The following is a 16,217-nucleotide window of genomic DNA, read 5'->3' as shown; positions in this document are numbered from 1 at the left end:
CTCGCACTACAGCTCAGGACAGCGCTCCACGCCCCCTTCGAAGGTCCTGCCCGCCGCGTCCGTCACCGTCACCGTCGTCGAGTCCAGATCCGGGCGGGTGAGCAGATACGCGCGGGCGGCGGTGCAGATGACCTGGTTCGCCGCGAGGGGAGTCAACTTGCCTGCGTATCGCGGCAGTTCGAGGCGGAGCCGGTCGGTCTCCGTCATCAGCCGTAGCGACTCCTCGGGGGCCGGCTCGGCGGGTGCGGGGGTCGGGAGGGTGGCGGCGGGGAGTGGGCGGGCCAGTTCGGTGGTCAGGCGTTCGCGTTGTTCCTGTGGGGTCGGGCCCTTGAGGAGTGACTCGACGGCTGCCACGGGTTCGCCGGCGTCGGAGACCGTGCGGTCCACCGCGACCAGGGCGCCGTCCCGGATCAGGTAGATCGGTACGGTCGGGGGGATTCCGCTCGCGGGTCCGCCCGCCTCCACCACGCCGGTCGTGGGGATGTCGCAGCCGGAGAGCAGGAGGACCGACGCCGCGACGAGCAGCGCGGCGCCGCGGGCCGGCTTCATGAGTGTCCCCGTCTTCATGAAGACCCCCCGCTCTCCGACTCGTCCCGTCGCAGCGGCAGTTCTACGGTGAAGACCGCGCCGCCCTCGGGGCGGTTCGCCGCGCGGATCGTCCCGCCGTGCATCCGTACGTTCTCCTCCGTGATCGCGAGGCCCAGCCCGCTGCCCTCCGTACGGGTGCGCGCGCTGTCCGACTTGTAGAAGCGCTCGAAGACGTACGGCAGTACGTCGGCCGGGATGCCGGGGCCGCTGTCCGTCACCTCGACGATCACCGAGGCGGCAGCCGGTACGGACGCCGGTACCCCCTCCGCCGGTACGCCCGCCGACAACCGGATCCGCACCGGCCGCGCCCCGTGCCGCAGCGCGTTGCCGACCAGGTTGGCCACGACCACGTCCAGCCGCCGCGGGTCGACCCTTCCGCGCAGTTCGTCGGGGCCCGGCAGGGCCGTCTCCACCTCGTCCGACCAGCCGCGGGAGGCGAGGGTGCGGCGGATCGACTCGGCGAGGTCGATCTCGTCCAGGTGGAGGACCGCCGCGCCCGCGTCGAAACGGGAGACCTCCATCAAGTCCTCGACCAGACGGGCGAGTTTGACCGTCTCCTCGCTGATCAGCCGTACCGCGGTGGCCGTGTCGGGATCGAGGTGCCCGGCCTCCTCGTCGAGGACGTCGGTGACCGCCGACATCGCGGCCAGCGGGGTGCGCAGTTCGTGGGAGACGTCCGCCACGAAACGGCGGGCCCGCGCCTCCATGGCGCGCAGTTCGGCGACGGACTGCTCCAGGGCCGTCGCGGTCTCGTTGAACGTGTGGGACAGATCGGCGAGTTCGTCGGAGCCGTTGACGTCGAGGCGCGTGTCGAGGTGGCCCTCGGCGATGCTGCGGGTGGCGCGGCGCAGGGCACGGACCGGACGCAGTACGCCGCGCGCGGCGAACAGGGCGAGGAGTACGGCGGCGCCGAGGGCCGGGACCATCGCCCGCTCCACCGCGGTGACCAGGGCGTCGACGGACGCCTGTTCGCCGGTCTGGGGCACGGTCAGGAAGACCTGGACGCCGGACAGCACCGGAACGCCCCCGGTGGGGCCGGCGAAGACGACCGACATACCGACGAGCAGCGAGGTACGTCCGCCGTCGCGCACCCGCTGGAACACCGTGGCCTGGCTCGCGTCGACGGCCTCGCGCACGGCCGGCGTCAGCGCGTCGAAGGGGTCGCCCGGGGCCGAGGTCTCGGAGATCCCTTTGTAGCGGACCAACACCCGCCAGGTGGCCGCAGGTTCGGCGCGGGCCACGTCCACGGCGAACTGCCTCAGCGCCTGCCGGGACGGGGGATACGGCACGTCCGGTGCGAGGCGCCCGACTTGGGCGCGCAGTTGCGCGATCACCGTGTCCTGGCTCTGCTTGAGGACCCCGTTGCGGGCCTCCCGGAAGGCCAGGGCGCCGGTCGTCATGGTGGCCAGGGCGGCGACGAGCCCGAACGCCACGACCAGCCGCATCCGCAGACCGCCGCGCGCGATCCACGCCGGGAACCCCACCTTCGTACGCCCGCTCACCGCCGTACGACCCACTCCCGTGCGACGTCTCACTTGGCCGCGAACCGATAGCCGAAGCCACGCACCGTCTGTATGTAGCGCGGGTCCCGCGGCGGTTCGCCCATCTTGGCGCGCAGGCGTTTCACGCAGGCGTCCACCAGGCGGGCGTCGCCGTGGTAGCTGTGCTCCCAGACCGCCTCCAGCAGTTGCTGTCTGCTGAAGACCTGTCCGGGCGAGGCGGAGAGGGTGAGCAGGAGGCGGAGTTCGGAGGGGGCGAGGGCGACCGGGGTCCCCGCGACGGTGACGGTGAGACCGGCCCGGTCGATGGCGAGGTCGCCGTGGGTGTCGATCCTCGGCAGGCCGCCGCCGTCGGGCGCGGTGCCGCCGGCCCGGCGAAGTACCGCGCGGATACGGGCGTTCAGCACACCGGCCTGCACCGGCTTGACGACGTAGTCGTCGGCGCCCGCCTCCAGGCCCACGACGATGTCCACGTCGTCGCCCCGCGCGGTCGCCATGACGATCGGCAGGGTCTGGTCGACGGAGCGGATGCCCCGGCACACGTCCAGGCCGGTCATGCCGGGCAGCATCAGATCGAGGACCACGACGTCGGGGCGGAAGGACGTCAGGTGCGCCATGCCGTCCTCGCCGGTCGCGGCGGCGGCGACGTCGTGTCCCTGGCGACGCAGTGCCAGGGCGACCCCTTCGCGGACGGCGCGGTCGTCTTCGATCAGCAGAACTCGTGGCATGGGCTCAGTATCGGGACCGTCGGGCGCGCGCCCGGACTCTGTTACCGGATGATCACACAGCTCGCGACGGATCGTTCGTTATCGTTTCGTGACCATTCGGGCCAGATCCGATCACATGGCGGCCACAATCTGACCAACCATGACCGCCCACACCAGCACACCCGCCCGTTCCCGACGCCGCCGACGCGGCGCCACACACGCCTCCGGGCGGCGGCGCGGAACGGGTCGCGTGTGGGCGGGCCTGGTCGCCCTGACCGTCCTCGGTGCCGCCGGGTTCGCAGCCGCCCAGTGGGCGCCGCCCGGGGACGGGGAGGCCAGGACGGATGCCGGGCGGAAGACGGCCCCCGACCAAACTGCAACACCGACATCGACCCCGGCGCCGACGACCGACGCGCGCTCCACCCAGCGGGCCAAACCGGCCCCCGCCCCGTCCCGCAAGACCTCGCCCCGCACGATCCCCGCGACCGGCCCCGGAACCTTCGTCACCGCGTCCGGCGGCAGCCCCAAGGCCGGCAACGGAAGGGCCCTGCGCTACCGCGTCGAGGTCGAGACGGGGCTCGACCTGTCCACGGCGGACGTGGCCGAGCAGGTGGACCGCATCCTGGCGGACCCCCGGGGCTGGACTGCGGACGGCACCTCCGCCTTCCAGCGGATCTCCTCGGGGGCCGCCGACTTCGTGGTCAAGGTCGCGACTCCGGGCACCGTCGACAAGATCTGCGCGACGCAGGGCCTGGACACCGGGGGTGAGTACAACTGCAGCGTGAACGACGACGTCATGGTCAACCTCAAGCGCTGGGAACTGGCCACCCAGTACTACGCCGACGACGTACGGTCCTACCGGGCCCTGATCGTCAACCACGAGGTCGGCCACTTCCTGCACCACGGCCACGTCACCTGCCCCGGCCCCGGCGAACCCGCCCCGGCGATGATGCAGCAGATCAAGGGCCTGAAGGGCTGTGTCCCCAACGTCTGGCCCTACGACGCCCAGGGACGGCTCATCACCGGACCGGCCGTGCCCTGACGCCGCACCGGGGTCACGCTCAGCCGGAAGCCGTCAGCTTCTTCAGCTGCGCCTCGACGATCTCTTCCGGCACGGCGGCCGGGGGCGAGTCTCCCGACGCACGGGGCCGGTCGAACTCGTAGAACATGGCGACCGTGGCTCCCTGCCGGACGGCCACCACCGCGAAGGGCACCCGGACAGGCTCCTCGTCCCCGGCTCCGGCCGCGACCTGAGTGAGTCGCAGGGACACGGACTCGTCGCCGTAACCCGGGTCGGGCCGCAGTTCGGTGTCCTCGTAGGGGAAGTCCGCCGTGACGTCCTCGAAGGTCTCGCATTCCTCGGCGGCGGTACGGAGTTCGGCGATCACCAGCGCGGCGTCCTGACCGCTGTGCGACGACAGGATCACGGTCGCGCCGGTCGCGCTGTCCTTCTTCGAGAAGACCATCCGGCCGGCACGCGCGACAGCGCCGAAGCCGCTGCTTCCCCCCAACGCCCGGACGACGGGGTCGCATTCGTCGGGATCAGCCGTACGCCGCGACGCGGACGTACCCGTCACCACCTTCTCGACCTCATAACCCCCGAGATCCGCCCCCGCGAGCACCGCCTCTTCGAGCTCCACCGCGCTCAACGGCTCCCCCTCCACGACGCCCACGTCCGCCGAGGCCTCCGCGCCGGAACCGCATCCGGCGACCGTCACGCACAACGTGAGCACCGCCAGAGAAACGCCCACCCGTGACTGCCGAACCATCGCCGCCCCCACCCGTTCCCCCCCCAGCTCCCCACCGGAGCATCGACCAGCAGAGTAGAACGTCAGCCCCACTCCCGAAGGCCCGAACCAAGATCCGGGATCATGGTGGGGTGACAAACATGGAGCAGGTCGGTGGCCGCGGTCGACTGACTGCCTATCAGGCGGAGTTGCGGGACCGTATGCTCGCCGCCCCGGTCGTGCCCGCGCCCGAGCCCTGGCGGTCGGTTTTCGAGGGGGGTGTCCCCGTCGGGGGGTTGCTCGGTATCGGTTTCGCCACGCATCCGGGGAATGGGCGTGACCTGGTGATGGTCGTCTCCGGGGACGGGCACGGGCTGTTCGACGCTGTGACGGGAGAGAGGATCGCCCGGGACCGCGACCCGGATCCCGATGCCGAGGAGTGCGGGCGCGACGCGCCTCCCGGGCTGTTGTGCAGGGGGCTCGGGCCGATCGCCGGTCGCCGGGTGCACGTCGCCGGGCTTCTCGGCGGTGCTCTGCACACGAGCAGCGGGGACGGCTGGGTCCTGGAGGTCGTGAGTCCCGACTGGCCGCACGACCGGGTCCTGTTGTCCCGCGGCAGCAGCATGTCGCACCGCGCGCCGCACGGAGAGGGGTGGTGGCACATCTTCCACTCGACCTGGTCCGAGTTGCGAGCCGTCGGCTTCTCCCCCTCCGGCCGTACTCTCGCCGTGGCGACCAGCAGCGACGTGACCCTGTGGACCCGCGCCCCCGCCGACTGAGTCACTCCACGCGCCCCGCCAGGAACTCCTCCCACGTGCGCTTCCCCGTCTCCGCCCCCCGCAGCGTGAGGTTCGCCCCCGCCCGGTACGCCTTCCCCGCCTTGCCCGGTATCCGCACCGGCATCCTCAACCGGGTCCGCTTTCCGCGGAGTTCGAGGTATGGACGGGCCAGCTCGGCGATGTCGTACGTCTTCGGACCCGCGATGTCGGGTACCAGCCCTTGGGGCTCCCCCAGCGTCAACTCGACGAGTCGCGCCGCCACTTCGGCCGAGTCCACCGGCTGAAGACGCAGGCCTCCGGGCACCGGGAGCACCGGCAGCTTCGTCATCTTCTCGATCATCGTGAGGGTCAGGTCGTGGAACTGGGCCGCCCGCAGGGTCGTCCAGGGGATGCCCGAGCCGGCGACGGCCCGCTCCGCGTCGAGCTTGCTCCGCAGCCAGGCCAGCGGCACGCGGTCGGCGCCGATGACCGAGATCTGGACGAGGTGGCGCACGTCGGTGCCGACGCAGGCCCGCACCAGATTCCGGGTCGCCTCGTCGTCCCCCTTCGGCCCGCCCGCCAGATGCAGGACCGTCTCCACACCGGCCACCGCCGCCGCCACGCCCTCCCCCGTCAGGAGATCGCCGGTGACGTACTCGACGCCGTCCCCGCCCTCGCGGGCACCGCGGCTCAGGACCCGCACCTCGTGACCGGCCGCCCGCAGCAGCGGAACCACGTGACCGCCCAGGGTGCCCGTGCCGCCGGTGACCAGAAGGGGTGCCGTCTTCGTCATGTCTGCTCCAGTTCCGCGAGGTTCGACTGCCTTCACCGGACTGACCCCGGCCGTCGGGACGATGTGACAGGCGCGGCGGATTTTTTCTCGTATTGCTTTCTCGTCCCGAGCGAGGAGCACACAGCGACACCGCTTAAGGTAAGCCTTGCCTAAGCAAATCCCCCCACAAGATTGCCGGAGCACGTCGTGCGCGCAGTGAGAACGAAGGCCGTCCTGGCCGCGGTCGCCATCGGAGGGCTCCTCGTCGGCTGTTCGTCGACGGACGCGGGCGCGAAGAAGGACGAAGGCTCCCGCAGCAACGTCATCGGCGCCTCCGCAGGCGCTTCGGAAGGCGCTTCGGAAGGCCCCTCCGCAGCCCCCACCGCCCTCGCCGCCGGCATGGGCTCCGACCAGGACACCGACGGCACCTTCCCCCGCACGGTCACCCATTTCAAGGGCGAAACGACCCTCAAGACCGAGCCGAAGAAGATAGCCGTGCTCAGCACCGGCCAGCTCGACGACCTGCTGTCCCTGGGCCTCGTCCCCACCGCGACCACCCGCGCCGACAACGCCGGACTCGTCCCCGGCTACCTCGCCGACGCCTTCCCCGAGGACAGGGCCGAGCTCGCCGGCATGACCGACGCGGGCACCCGCCAGGCCCCCAACCTCGAATCGCTCGCCGCCGCGAAGCCGGACCTGATCCTCGCCAACGACTCCCTCGGCGACCTCTACCCCAAGCTGTCGAAGATCGCGCCCACCGTGATCACCGCGGGCAACGGCATCAACTGGAAGCGCGACCTCCTGCTCGTCGGCGCGGCCGTCGGCAAGGGGCAGCGGGCCCAGGAACTGCTCGACGACATCGTGGCCGACGCCAAGAAGCAGGGCGCGGCACTCGGCACCGGCCCCACCGTCTCCATGGTCCGCTTCACCCCCGACCGCACCCGCATGTTCGGCGTCTCCTCCTTCACCGGCTCCCTCGCCGTGGACATGGGCCTCGACCGCCCCGAGTCCCAGCGGTTCCACGCCATTTCGGAGGACATCGGGCCGGAGAGCGTCGACACCGCCGACGGGGACTGGATCTTCTACTCCGTGCAGGGCGACGCGAAGAAGACCGACGCCTCGAGCGTCCTCGCCGGCCCGCTGTGGAAGTCCATGAAGGCGGTCCGGGCCGGACACACGGTGAAGGTCGACGACGACCCCTGGTATCTCAACGCCGGTCCCACCGCCGCGCGTCTGGTCGTACGACAGCTCACCGAGCACATCGGCGAGTGACCGCACGTCTCGCCTGGCCGGCGGCCGTCCTCGCGGTGGCCGCCGCGGCACTGCTCAGCCTCGCCGTCGGCACCCGACCCGTCCCGCCCTCGGCCGTCCTCGACGCGCTGCTGCACGGCGGGGGCTCACCGGACGCGCTCGTCGTACGGTCCCTGCGGCTGCCCCGCACCGAGGTCGGGCTCACCGCCGGGGCCGCGCTCGGGCTCGCGGGCGCCGCGCTCCAGGGCGTCACCCGCAACCCCCTCGCCGACCCCGGCATCCTCGGGCTGAGCCAGGGCGCCGCGGCCGGGGTCGTGCTGGCCATCGCCCTCGGCCTCGCGAACGGCTTCGCCGGTTACGTCCGGTACGCCTTCGCCGGTGCCGTCGTCGCCGCGTGCCTGGTGTACGCCCTCGCCGCGCGTGGCCGGGGCGGGGCCTCGCCGGTGAAGCTGGCGCTGGCGGGGACGGCGTTCTCGGCGATGACGGCCGGCGGGACGACGGTGGTCCTGACGTCGAGTTCGGCGACGCTGGATCAGTTCCGGTTCTGGCAGGTGGGCGCGTTGAGCGGCCGGGACGCCGGGACGGTCGTACGGATGCTGCCGTTCCTGTGTGCCGGGGCGGTGCTGGTGCTGGCCTGTGCGCGAGGACTGGACGCGCTGGCGCTCGGCGACGAGACGGCTCGGGCGCTGGGGCACCGGGTGCGTCTCGTACGGGGTTCCGCGGCGCTCGGCGCGACGCTGCTGACCGCCGCCGCGGTGGCCGCGGCGGGACCCATCGCCTTCGTGGGGCTCGCGGTGCCGCATCTGGCCCGGCGGCTGGTCCGTGGCGGGCACCGGGCGGTGCTGCCGCTGTCGGCGCTGCTGGGAGCCGCGCTGCTGCTCGGCGCCGATGTGGCGGGCCGGGTGGTGCGGGCTCCCGCGGAGGTGCCGGCCGGGGTCATGACCGCGCTGGTCGGAGTGCCCGTGCTGGTGGTTCTCGTACGACGCAGAGGCATGGCCTCGTGAAGACGCGGACCGTCCTGCGACCCACGCCGACCACCTCGCTCCTGGTGCATCGGCGTTCCGCCGCGGTGGCCGTCGTCCTCCTCGGTCTCCTGGCCGGCGTCATGCTGGCCTCGGCCTGCCTCGGACAGACGTACGTCTCCCCCGCCGAGGTCTGGCACACGCTGCGTACCGGGGACGGCCCGCACGCACTCGTCGTGGCCGAGTTCCGCGTACCCCGCATCGTGCTCGGCGCGCTCGTCGGCGCCGCCCTGGGGCTGGCCGGGGCGCTCGTGCAGACCGTCACCCGCAATCCCCTCGCCAGCCCCGACGTCATCGGCGTCGGACACGGAGCCGCCGCCGCGACCGTCCTCGCGCTGGCCACCGGGACCGTCACCGCACCCGGGGCGATGCCCGTCGTCGCGGTCACCGGCGGGCTCGCGGCCGCCGCGCTGGTCTACGTCCTCGCCTGGCGGCACGGGATGCAGCCGAGCCGGTTCGTGCTCACGGGCGTCGGGATCGGGGTCGCGCTCTCCGCCGTCGTGCAGCTGTATCTCACGGACAGCGAGCTGGAGGCGGCCGAGCAGATCAAGCTGTGGCTGACGGGGAGCCTCAACGGGCGGGGCTACGAGCAGGCGGGGCCCCTGGCCGTCGTCCTGCTGCTCTCGCTGCCCGCGCTCGGATGGGCGAGCCGGGCGTCCCTGCCGCTCGGGCTGGACCCCGACACGGCGGCCGCGCTCGGGGTGCGGGTGGACCGGGTGCGGCTCGGGCTCACCGTCCTCGGGGTCGTGCTCGCCGCGACGGCGACCGGCGCGGCCGGGCCCATCGGCTTCGTCGCCCTCACCGCACCCCAGCTGGCCCGCCGCCTCACCCGCACACCCCAACTGCCGCTGGTCAACGCCGCGTTGACGGGTGCCGTGGTCCTGGTCGCCGCCGATCTCGCGGCCCGCACCCTCCTGCCTCCGCTGGAGATCCCGGTCGGCGCGCTCACCGCGCTGGTCGGCGGGCCGTATCTGCTGTGGCTGCTGGGGAAGCGGTGAGGGCCCCGGAGCAGTGCGGCTCCGGGGCCCTCGGTCATGCGGGAGGCGTCAGATCGCCGCCGTGTCTCAGATCGTCGCCGTGTCGATGACGAAGCGGTACCGGACGTCGCTCGCCAGCACCCGCTCGTACGCCTCGTTGATCTCGTCGGCGCGGATCAGCTCGATCTCCGCGCCGAAGCCGTGCTCCGCGCAGAAGTCCAGCATCTCCTGGGTCTCGGCGATACCTCCGATCATGGAACCGGCGAGGGTCTTGCGGCCACCGATCACCGAGAAGAGGTTGAGCGGGATCGGCTCCTCGGGGGCGCCGACGTTCACCAGGGCGCCGTCCCGCTTGAGCAGGGACAGCAGGGCGCCGAAGTCCATCGGCGCCGAGACCGTGGAGACGATCAGGTCGAAGGTGCCGGCCAGCTCCTCGAAGGTCTTCGGGTCGCTGGTGGCGTAGTAGTGGTCGGCGCCCAGCTTCAGGCCGTCGTCCTTCTTGCGCAGCGACTGGGAGAGGACCGTGACCTCGGCGCCGAGCGCATGGGCGATCTTGACGCCCATGTGGCCGAGGCCGCCCAGACCGACGATGGCGACCTTCTTGCCGGGGCCGGCGTTCCAGTGCTTGAGCGGGGAGTACAGGGTGATGCCTGCGCAGAGCAGCGGCGCGGCCTCGTCGAGGGCGATGCCCTCGGGGATACCGACGACGTAGTTCTCGTCGACGACGATCTTCTCCGAGTAGCCGCCGTAGGTGGGCTCGCCGTCCTTGCCGACGGCGTTGTACGTGCCGACCATGCCGCCGCCGGTGCAGTACTGCTCCAGGCCGGCCTTGCAGTTGTCGCACTCGCGGCAGGAGTCGACCATGCAGCCGACGCCCACCCGGTCGCCGACGGCGTACTTGGTGACGCCGGGACCGACCTCGGAGACGATGCCGGCGATCTCGTGGCCGGGGACCATCGGGAAGATGGCCTCGCCCCAGCCCTCGCGGGCCTGGTGGATGTCGGAGTGGCAGATGCCGGCGAACTTGATGTCGATCAGGACGTCGAACTCGCCAACCGCGCGCCGTTCGATGGTGGTGCGCTCCAGCGGAGCCTTCGCGGCGGGGGCGGCGTACGCAGCAACGGTGGTCATGCCGGGGTTCTCCTAGCAGTGGTGTCGCACCCGGCCGCCTTCTGACCGGGTACGACACCACCCTGCCCGACCGGAGGACGTTCACCCAGGTCACCGCTCTGCCTACGTTCGCTGTTCCTACTACTGGCGGGGTCAGGATGATGAGCGTACGACCGTGAATACTTGAGGCATGGACGAACGCCCCGAACCCGTACAGGAGCCCTCCGGCGGCGCGCTGGACCGGCGTGCCGAGCTGAGCGAGTTCCTGCGCACCCGGCGGGCCCGGCTGAAGCCGGAGGACGTGGGCCTGCCGGACTTCGGACGGCACCGGCGGGTGCCGGGGCTGCGGCGCGAGGAGCTGGCGCAGCTGGCCGGGGTGTCGGTGGCGTACTACACGCGCCTGGAGCAGGGCAACGGACGGAACGTGTCGGCGGAGGTCCTGGACGCGATCTCCCGTGCCCTGCGGCTGACCGACGCCGAGCACGCCCATCTCACGCATCTCGCGAAGCCAAAGCAGCACAAGAAGAAGCAGACCGGGCGGACCCAGCAGGTGCGCGGAGCGCTGCTCCAGCTGCTCGACTCGATCGAGGGGGTCCCGGCCTACATCTCGGGCCGGCGCTCCGACATCCTCGCCTGGAACCGGATGGCCGCGGCGGTCTTCGGCGACTGGTCCGAACTGCCGCCGCAGGACCGCAACTGGGCCCGGATGGTGTTCCTGCGGCCCGAGTACCGCGACCTGTTCGTGGAATGGGAATCGAAGGCGACCGACATCGTCAGCTATCTGCGCATGGACGCCGGCTGCCACCCCGACGACCCGCGCCTGTCCGCCCTGGTCGGCGAACTCTCGGTCAAGAGCGAGGTGTTCAGACGTCTGTGGGCCACCCATGACGTCAAGGAGAAGGGCTACGGCGTCAAGCACTTCCGCCACCCCCTGGTGGGCGAACTGTCCCTCTCCTTCGAGTCGTTCCGGCTCTCCGACGACAGCGAACAGATGCTGATCACCTACCACGCCGAACCCGGCTCGCCCTCGGCGGAGGCCCTGCGCCTGCTGGCCAGTTGGGGCACGGACGCGACCCGGGCGGGCAAGGGCTCGACGGCCCCGCGGGCCTGACCGGGCGCCTCAGTCCGCGACGCCGAGGTCCTCGCGCATCAGCCGCCGCATCTCGGACAGCCGCGGCTCGGCCTCCTTCAGGTCGAGCAACGCTTGCACGGCGCTCTCCCCGTCCCGGGCCCGCCCCCGGTCGAGCCGCTTCACCAAGGCGTCGATGCCCGCGAGCACCTCGTTCACGGCCCGCGAGGCATCGAGGATCCGCTCGGGCACGACCATCTGCGCCTCGGCGTACCGGTCCCGGTACTCCCGCCGCACCTCCTCCAGCTGCTCGCGGTCGTGGTCGGTGTAGACGTCGTCGCGCAGCCGGTGCAGGGCGTCCTTGAGGAGGGTGTGGAAGTGCCGCGAGGCCCGGTTCATCGCCGTGTAGGCGGTCCGGCGGTCCTCGAACAGCCGCCTGTGCTCGGCGACTTCGGCCTCCTGCGCCCGCTGTCGCGAGGTCAGCCGCTGGCTGAGGACAGGGGCGAAGAGAGTGCCGAGGACACCGACCACGGCGGTGATCATGGCGGTCACGGCAGCGGTCATGCGCGGACCCTACGTCACCCCTGGTACGGCGGCATCATCCCCCACCCCCACTTGGGCACCGGCTGCTCCGCCGGCGGCTTGGCGTCCGGTCCGGAGAAGTACACCGCGAGCCGGGTGCCCCACTCGACGTAGGCGAGGAAGGCCGAGCGGAACTCGGCGTCGGTCGGCAGGCCGGCCTCGTCGGCGGCGTCCTGGATGAGGCCGACCCAGCGGCGGCGCTGGGGCTCGGTGATGCCCCGGCCCAGGTGCTTGGCGACCATGTGGCCGTGGCCGCCCTGGGTCTCGGAGTACCCGGGCGGGCCGCCGAAGACCTCCGCCAGCCAGAGGGACACGTGCTCGGCGTGCTCGGGGGCCAGTCCGTCGAACACCGGGGCCAGCAGGTCGTCCTTGAGGACCTTGCCGTAGAAGACCGACGTCAGCCGGGCGAAGGCCTCGGCGCCGCCCGCCCACTCGTACAGCGTGGGCACGGCCGAGCCGGCGCCGCGTACCGTCGTCGGTTTGTAGTGCCGCATCTCCTCGATGTCGGCGGTGTACGGGCGGATCTCGGCGAGGAAGGCGGGGAAGAGTTCCGACTTCCGGAATCCCTCGAGGTGGTCCTCGGTCGAGGTCCATGTGATGCGCAGGACGAAGTGCGCGAAGTCCTCCTCGCAGCGCGCCAGTTCGTAGTCCACGCACTGCGGCGCCGCCGCCAGCTGGGCCGCGGCGCGGGTGTAGGCGGCCAGGAACTCCGCCGAACGGTCTTCCGGGATGTGGTACCGGACGTATTCCACGGTGTGGGCGGTCATGGGCCCCACACAAACACGGAAGCCCCACCGGAGGCTGCACCTCCGGTGGGGCTTTCGCTCATGGCCTACTGCCGCGGACTACTTTCCGTAGTACGCGTTGTAGATCGAGATCGTCGACTTGTTGTTCTTCTTGTCGGCGATCTTGGCGTGGAAGGAGATGCCCTTCCCCTTCTCCGGGTTCTTCACGGTGATCTTGCCGCCCGTGACGGTGACCTTCTTCCAGGTCTTGCCGTAGTCGTACGACACGTACACCGACAGCGACTTCAGGTTGGAACCCTTGGCCGCGCCCTCGACGGTGACCGGGATCTTCACCGTCTCGCCGGCCTTGACGCGGCTGTCCAGCCCGGTCTTGGCGTTGAAGCGGACCGTGGAGGCGGGCAGCGTGACGGCGTCGTCGCCCGCGGCCTTCTTCGAGCGGAACGTGAAGCTCACGTCGATCCGCGTCGAGGCCGCCGCCAGCTTGACGCTCCGCTTCACGGAGGACGTCAGCTTGTACTCGGCGTCGGCGGCGGGAACCGTGAACGTCTCCCCGAAGAGCGGGTCCTGGTTGGAACCGACCTTCGTGCCGTTGCGGTACAGCTCGGTCTTCACCGCGGTGAAGTCGGACGAGCCCGAGTGCTGGGCACCGTCGGCGAACAGCGACATGGCTCCGTAGAGGTAGTTGCCCTCGCGGAAGACGCCGTTGGCCTTGTTGATGTGCGGGCCGAAGACCGCGGTGTTGAAGGTCTTCGTGGAGGTGGTGCCCGGCTTGAACGTCTGCGGGTCACCCAGGGTGTAGCCGGCCTCCGGGATGGAGAGGCCCTCCGGGTCCTTGGCTCCCCCGTACTGCAGGAAGTCCAGGCCCCACTTGATGTGGTCACCCGTGGACAGGTGGACGGTGCGGGTGCCGGGCAGCGGCTGCTCGACGGGCGCACCGAAGACGTAGTCGTTCGGCAGCAGGCCCCACGGGCTGATCGCGCCGGTCTTGCCACTCGCCGCGGCACCCATGGCGGCCTTGACCGTGGCGAGCTCGCTCTGCTTGTAGTGCCGGACCTTGTCGCCGACGAGGTGCTTGACGTTGGCACTGGTCGCCACGTCGTACTCGGTGTTCGCGCCCTTGGCCCACTGCCCGAACCAGGTCTGGGTCAGACCGCTGGGGACATCGGCACCGAGCGCCGCGATCCGGATGTTCTCGAAGGAGTCCATGCCGACCCCGATGGGCAGCATCGCTGGCTCGTAGAAGTAACTGATCATCGCGGACACCGGCTTGGCCGAGGCGTCCGGGACCGTGATGTCGGACGCCTTGGTCTTACGGGCGTCGATCGTCACCGAGCGGTTCTTGGTCATGCTCAGCTTCGGCTGGACCACCCAGTCGAGACCGCCCTCGAAGTTCACCCAGTCCTTGGCGATCCACGCGTCCAGCAGGTAGTCGCCCTTGGGCAGCCGCATCTTCGTGGTGCCGGACTCGTCGACCGTCACCCGGTAGCCGCGGTCCTTGGCCAGGCCGGTGTAGCCGACGAGGACGGAGTCGTAGTCCTTGGTGGGCCGGCCGTCCTTGCCGATGTGCTTGATGGTGAGGTCGTACGACTGCACCTCACGCTCCACGGCCGCGCCCGTACGGACCGTCTGGCCGCCGCCCGTCGCGGTCACGTACGCGGAGTACGCGCCGTCGACCGTGCCGCCCAGCTTGGTGTTGACGGTGAAGTCGACGGAGGCCGTGCCGCCCGCCGGGACGGTCACCTTCGTCTTGGAGAGCTTGAAGAAGCCCGCCGGAGCCGCCGCGCCCTTGGGGTTGGTGGCCTTCGACGAGAGCGTCAGCGTGACGTCCTTGTCACCGAGGTTGCGGTACGTCAGCTTCTTGGGGACCGGCTTGTCGTCGGTGTGCGGCCACTGCTGCGTACCGAAGCTCACCGACACCGGTTCGGCGATCACGGTCTGCTTGATGGCCTTGTCGACCTGGATCCGGCCCGAACCCTGCTCGAACGGGGTGTACTTGCCGCCCTTGGTGGAGGCGACGAGCGCGCCCTTCAGTTCGGCGTACGTCCAGTCCGGGTGCTCCTGCTTGAGGATCGCCGCGGCACCCGCGGCATGCGGGGCAGCCATCGACGTACCGGAGAGGGTCAGGTAGCCGGCCGGCTTCTCGCCGACCTCCTGCTCGATGACGCTGCCCTTGGCCGAGGCGGCCGTGATGTCCACGCCCGGCGCGGTCACGTCCGGCTTGATGGCACTGTCGCCGATCCGCGGGCCGGTGGAGGAGAACGAGGCCAGCTTGTCCTTGTCGTCGACGGCGCCGACGGTGAGCGCGGCATCCGCGCTGCCCGGCGAACCGACCGACTGCGGACCGGAGTTGCCCGCCGAGATGGCGAAGAGCGTGCCCTTCTCGGCGGAGAACTTGTTGACCGCCGCCTCCAGCGGGTCGATCTCCGGGGTGTCCATGCCGCCGAGGCTGAGGTTGACGACGTCGGCGCCCTGCGCGACCGCCCACTCCATGCCGGCGAGGATGCCGGAGTCGTCGCCCCCGCCGAAGTCGTCGAGGACCTTGCCGCTGAGGATCTTGGCGCCGGGCGCCACGCCCTTGAGCTTGCCGCCCGACTTGGCGCCGGTGCCCGCCGCGATGGACGCGACGTGCGTGCCGTGGCCGAAGTGGTCGGTGGCGTCGGCGGCCGCGGAGAAGTTCTTGGCGTCGATCACCTGGTCCTTGAGGTCCGGGTGAGTGGCATCGACGCCGGTGTCCAGGACGGCGATCTTGATGCCCTTGCCGTCGTAACCCGAGGCCCACGCCTTGGGAGCGCCGATCTGCGGGACGGACTTGTCGAGGCTGGCCTTGCGGACGCCGTCGAGCCAGACGTGCGCGATGCCGGAGGCCGTCTTGTCGCCGTTGGTGACCGCGTCCCAGAGCTCGGGCGCGTCGGCGGCCGGGGTCTGCACCGCGTCCGCGTTCAGCGCCTTGAGGGTCTGGCGCAGGGTACCGGCGTCGCGGACGTCGTCCTTGGCGGCGGTGGCGGCGCCCTTGTAGCCGACGATCACCTTCAGGCCCTTGGCCTGCGACTTGCGGGTCGCGGACTTGTTGAGCTCGGTGATGTCGAACAGTCGCTGGTCGAGCTTGCCGGCGGTGACCAGACGGGCCGCGTCGCCGGGGATGACCAGGGTGTGCCCGTCGGCCTTGCGGATCTGGAAGGGTATGTGCTCGCGCCCCTCCGCCCGCTCGACGCTGACGACCTGCCCCTTGGCGGTCACGGAGACCCGGTCACCCGTGATGAGGGTGATGCGGTGGTGTGCCTTGAGCGAAGAGGAGGCGGCCGGTGAGGGCGCCGCCTGTTCCGGCTGCGCCGCCGCGGGGCTGGTCATGCCCGCCGCGAGGGCGACCGCTGCTCCCGTGGCCACGGTGGCAGCACACACTCTTTTCACT

15 protein-coding genes are annotated in these 16,217 nt (G+C 71.2%); 6 read left to right on the top strand and 9 right to left on the bottom strand.

What is annotated here, in order from left to right; genetic code table 11:
• Positions 1-6: 6 nt before the first annotated feature.
• The 3 genes from OG381_RS29355 to OG381_RS29345 form a co-directional block, all read right to left on the bottom strand.
• On the bottom strand, positions 7-567 hold the full coding sequence (locus tag OG381_RS29355) for a hypothetical protein (protein ID WP_327719075.1): 561 nt from the start codon (positions 565-567) through the stop codon (positions 7-9).
• Complete coding sequence (locus tag OG381_RS29350; RefSeq protein ID WP_327722584.1) at positions 564-2,033, bottom strand: sensor histidine kinase; 1,470 nt, start codon at positions 2,031-2,033, stop codon at positions 564-566. The genes OG381_RS29355 and OG381_RS29350 overlap by 4 nt, the downstream gene beginning before the upstream one ends.
• Positions 2,034-2,119: 86 nt before the next feature.
• Complete coding sequence (locus tag OG381_RS29345) at positions 2,120-2,815, bottom strand: response regulator transcription factor (RefSeq protein WP_327719074.1); 696 nt, start codon at positions 2,813-2,815, stop codon at positions 2,120-2,122.
• A gap of 139 nt (positions 2,816-2,954) precedes the next feature.
• Between OG381_RS29345 and OG381_RS29340 the strand changes: the two genes are divergently transcribed.
• The gene (locus tag OG381_RS29340) at positions 2,955-3,836 is read left to right on the top strand and encodes a DUF3152 domain-containing protein (protein WP_327719073.1); all 882 of its coding nucleotides are present in this window, start codon (positions 2,955-2,957) and stop codon (positions 3,834-3,836) included.
• A gap of 19 nt (positions 3,837-3,855) precedes the next feature.
• Here OG381_RS29340 and OG381_RS29335 read toward each other — a convergent pair whose 3' ends face one another.
• Positions 3,856-4,545, bottom strand: coding sequence for a hypothetical protein (locus tag OG381_RS29335; RefSeq protein WP_327719072.1), 690 nt, complete (start codon positions 4,543-4,545; stop codon positions 3,856-3,858).
• A gap of 137 nt (positions 4,546-4,682) precedes the next feature.
• Between OG381_RS29335 and OG381_RS29330 the strand changes: the two genes are divergently transcribed.
• Entirely contained in the window at positions 4,683-5,300 is a 618-nt protein-coding gene (locus OG381_RS29330; RefSeq protein WP_327719071.1) for a hypothetical protein, read from the top strand.
• A gap of 1 nt (position 5,301) precedes the next feature.
• On the opposite strand, the gene OG381_RS29325 is transcribed toward OG381_RS29330, so the two are convergent.
• Positions 5,302-6,072, bottom strand: coding sequence for an SDR family oxidoreductase (locus OG381_RS29325; protein WP_327719070.1), 771 nt, complete (start codon positions 6,070-6,072; stop codon positions 5,302-5,304).
• A gap of 186 nt (positions 6,073-6,258) precedes the next feature.
• On the opposite strand from OG381_RS29325, the gene OG381_RS29320 reads away from it, so the two are divergent.
• The 3 genes from OG381_RS29320 to OG381_RS29310 are packed head-to-tail and all read left to right on the top strand — an operon-like array spanning position 6,259 to position 9,322.
• A complete protein-coding gene (locus OG381_RS29320; protein ID WP_327719069.1) occupies positions 6,259-7,323 on the top strand; it encodes an iron-siderophore ABC transporter substrate-binding protein in 1,065 nt (354 codons plus the stop codon).
• On the top strand, positions 7,320-8,306 hold the full coding sequence (locus tag OG381_RS29315) for a FecCD family ABC transporter permease (protein WP_327719068.1): 987 nt from the start codon (positions 7,320-7,322) through the stop codon (positions 8,304-8,306). The genes OG381_RS29320 and OG381_RS29315 overlap by 4 nt, the downstream gene beginning before the upstream one ends.
• The gene (locus OG381_RS29310) at positions 8,303-9,322 is read left to right on the top strand and encodes a FecCD family ABC transporter permease (RefSeq protein ID WP_327719067.1); all 1,020 of its coding nucleotides are present in this window, start codon (positions 8,303-8,305) and stop codon (positions 9,320-9,322) included. The genes OG381_RS29315 and OG381_RS29310 overlap by 4 nt, the downstream gene beginning before the upstream one ends.
• A 66-nt stretch (positions 9,323-9,388) precedes the next feature.
• Here OG381_RS29310 and OG381_RS29305 read toward each other — a convergent pair whose 3' ends face one another.
• The gene (locus OG381_RS29305; protein ID WP_327719066.1) at positions 9,389-10,432 is read right to left on the bottom strand and encodes an NAD(P)-dependent alcohol dehydrogenase; all 1,044 of its coding nucleotides are present in this window, start codon (positions 10,430-10,432) and stop codon (positions 9,389-9,391) included.
• Positions 10,433-10,601: 169 nt separating this feature from the next.
• Between OG381_RS29305 and OG381_RS29300 the strand changes: the two genes are divergently transcribed.
• Positions 10,602-11,522: a helix-turn-helix domain-containing protein gene (locus OG381_RS29300; RefSeq protein ID WP_327719065.1), complete on the top strand. Its 921-nt coding sequence runs from the start codon at positions 10,602-10,604 to the stop codon at positions 11,520-11,522.
• A 9-nt stretch (positions 11,523-11,531) separates the two neighbouring features.
• Here the strand turns inward: OG381_RS29300 and OG381_RS29295 are convergent, their stop codons facing one another.
• The 3 genes from OG381_RS29295 to OG381_RS29285 form a co-directional block, all read right to left on the bottom strand.
• Entirely contained in the window at positions 11,532-12,044 is a 513-nt protein-coding gene (locus tag OG381_RS29295; RefSeq protein ID WP_327719064.1) for a hypothetical protein, read from the bottom strand.
• A gap of 14 nt (positions 12,045-12,058) precedes the next feature.
• The gene (locus OG381_RS29290; RefSeq protein ID WP_327719063.1) at positions 12,059-12,829 is read right to left on the bottom strand and encodes a group II truncated hemoglobin; all 771 of its coding nucleotides are present in this window, start codon (positions 12,827-12,829) and stop codon (positions 12,059-12,061) included.
• Positions 12,830-12,907: 78 nt separating this feature from the next.
• A complete protein-coding gene (locus tag OG381_RS29285) occupies positions 12,908-16,156 on the bottom strand; it encodes a S8 family serine peptidase (RefSeq protein WP_327722583.1) in 3,249 nt (1,082 codons plus the stop codon).
• Between the last annotated feature and the right edge of the window lie 61 nt (positions 16,157-16,217).

Origin of the sequence: Streptomyces sp. NBC_00490, assembly GCF_036013645.1 — a bacterium.
GTDB lineage: Bacteria > Actinomycetota > Actinomycetes > Streptomycetales > Streptomycetaceae > Streptomyces > Streptomyces canus_F.
This window is presented reverse-complemented; position numbering and strand designations above follow the sequence as displayed.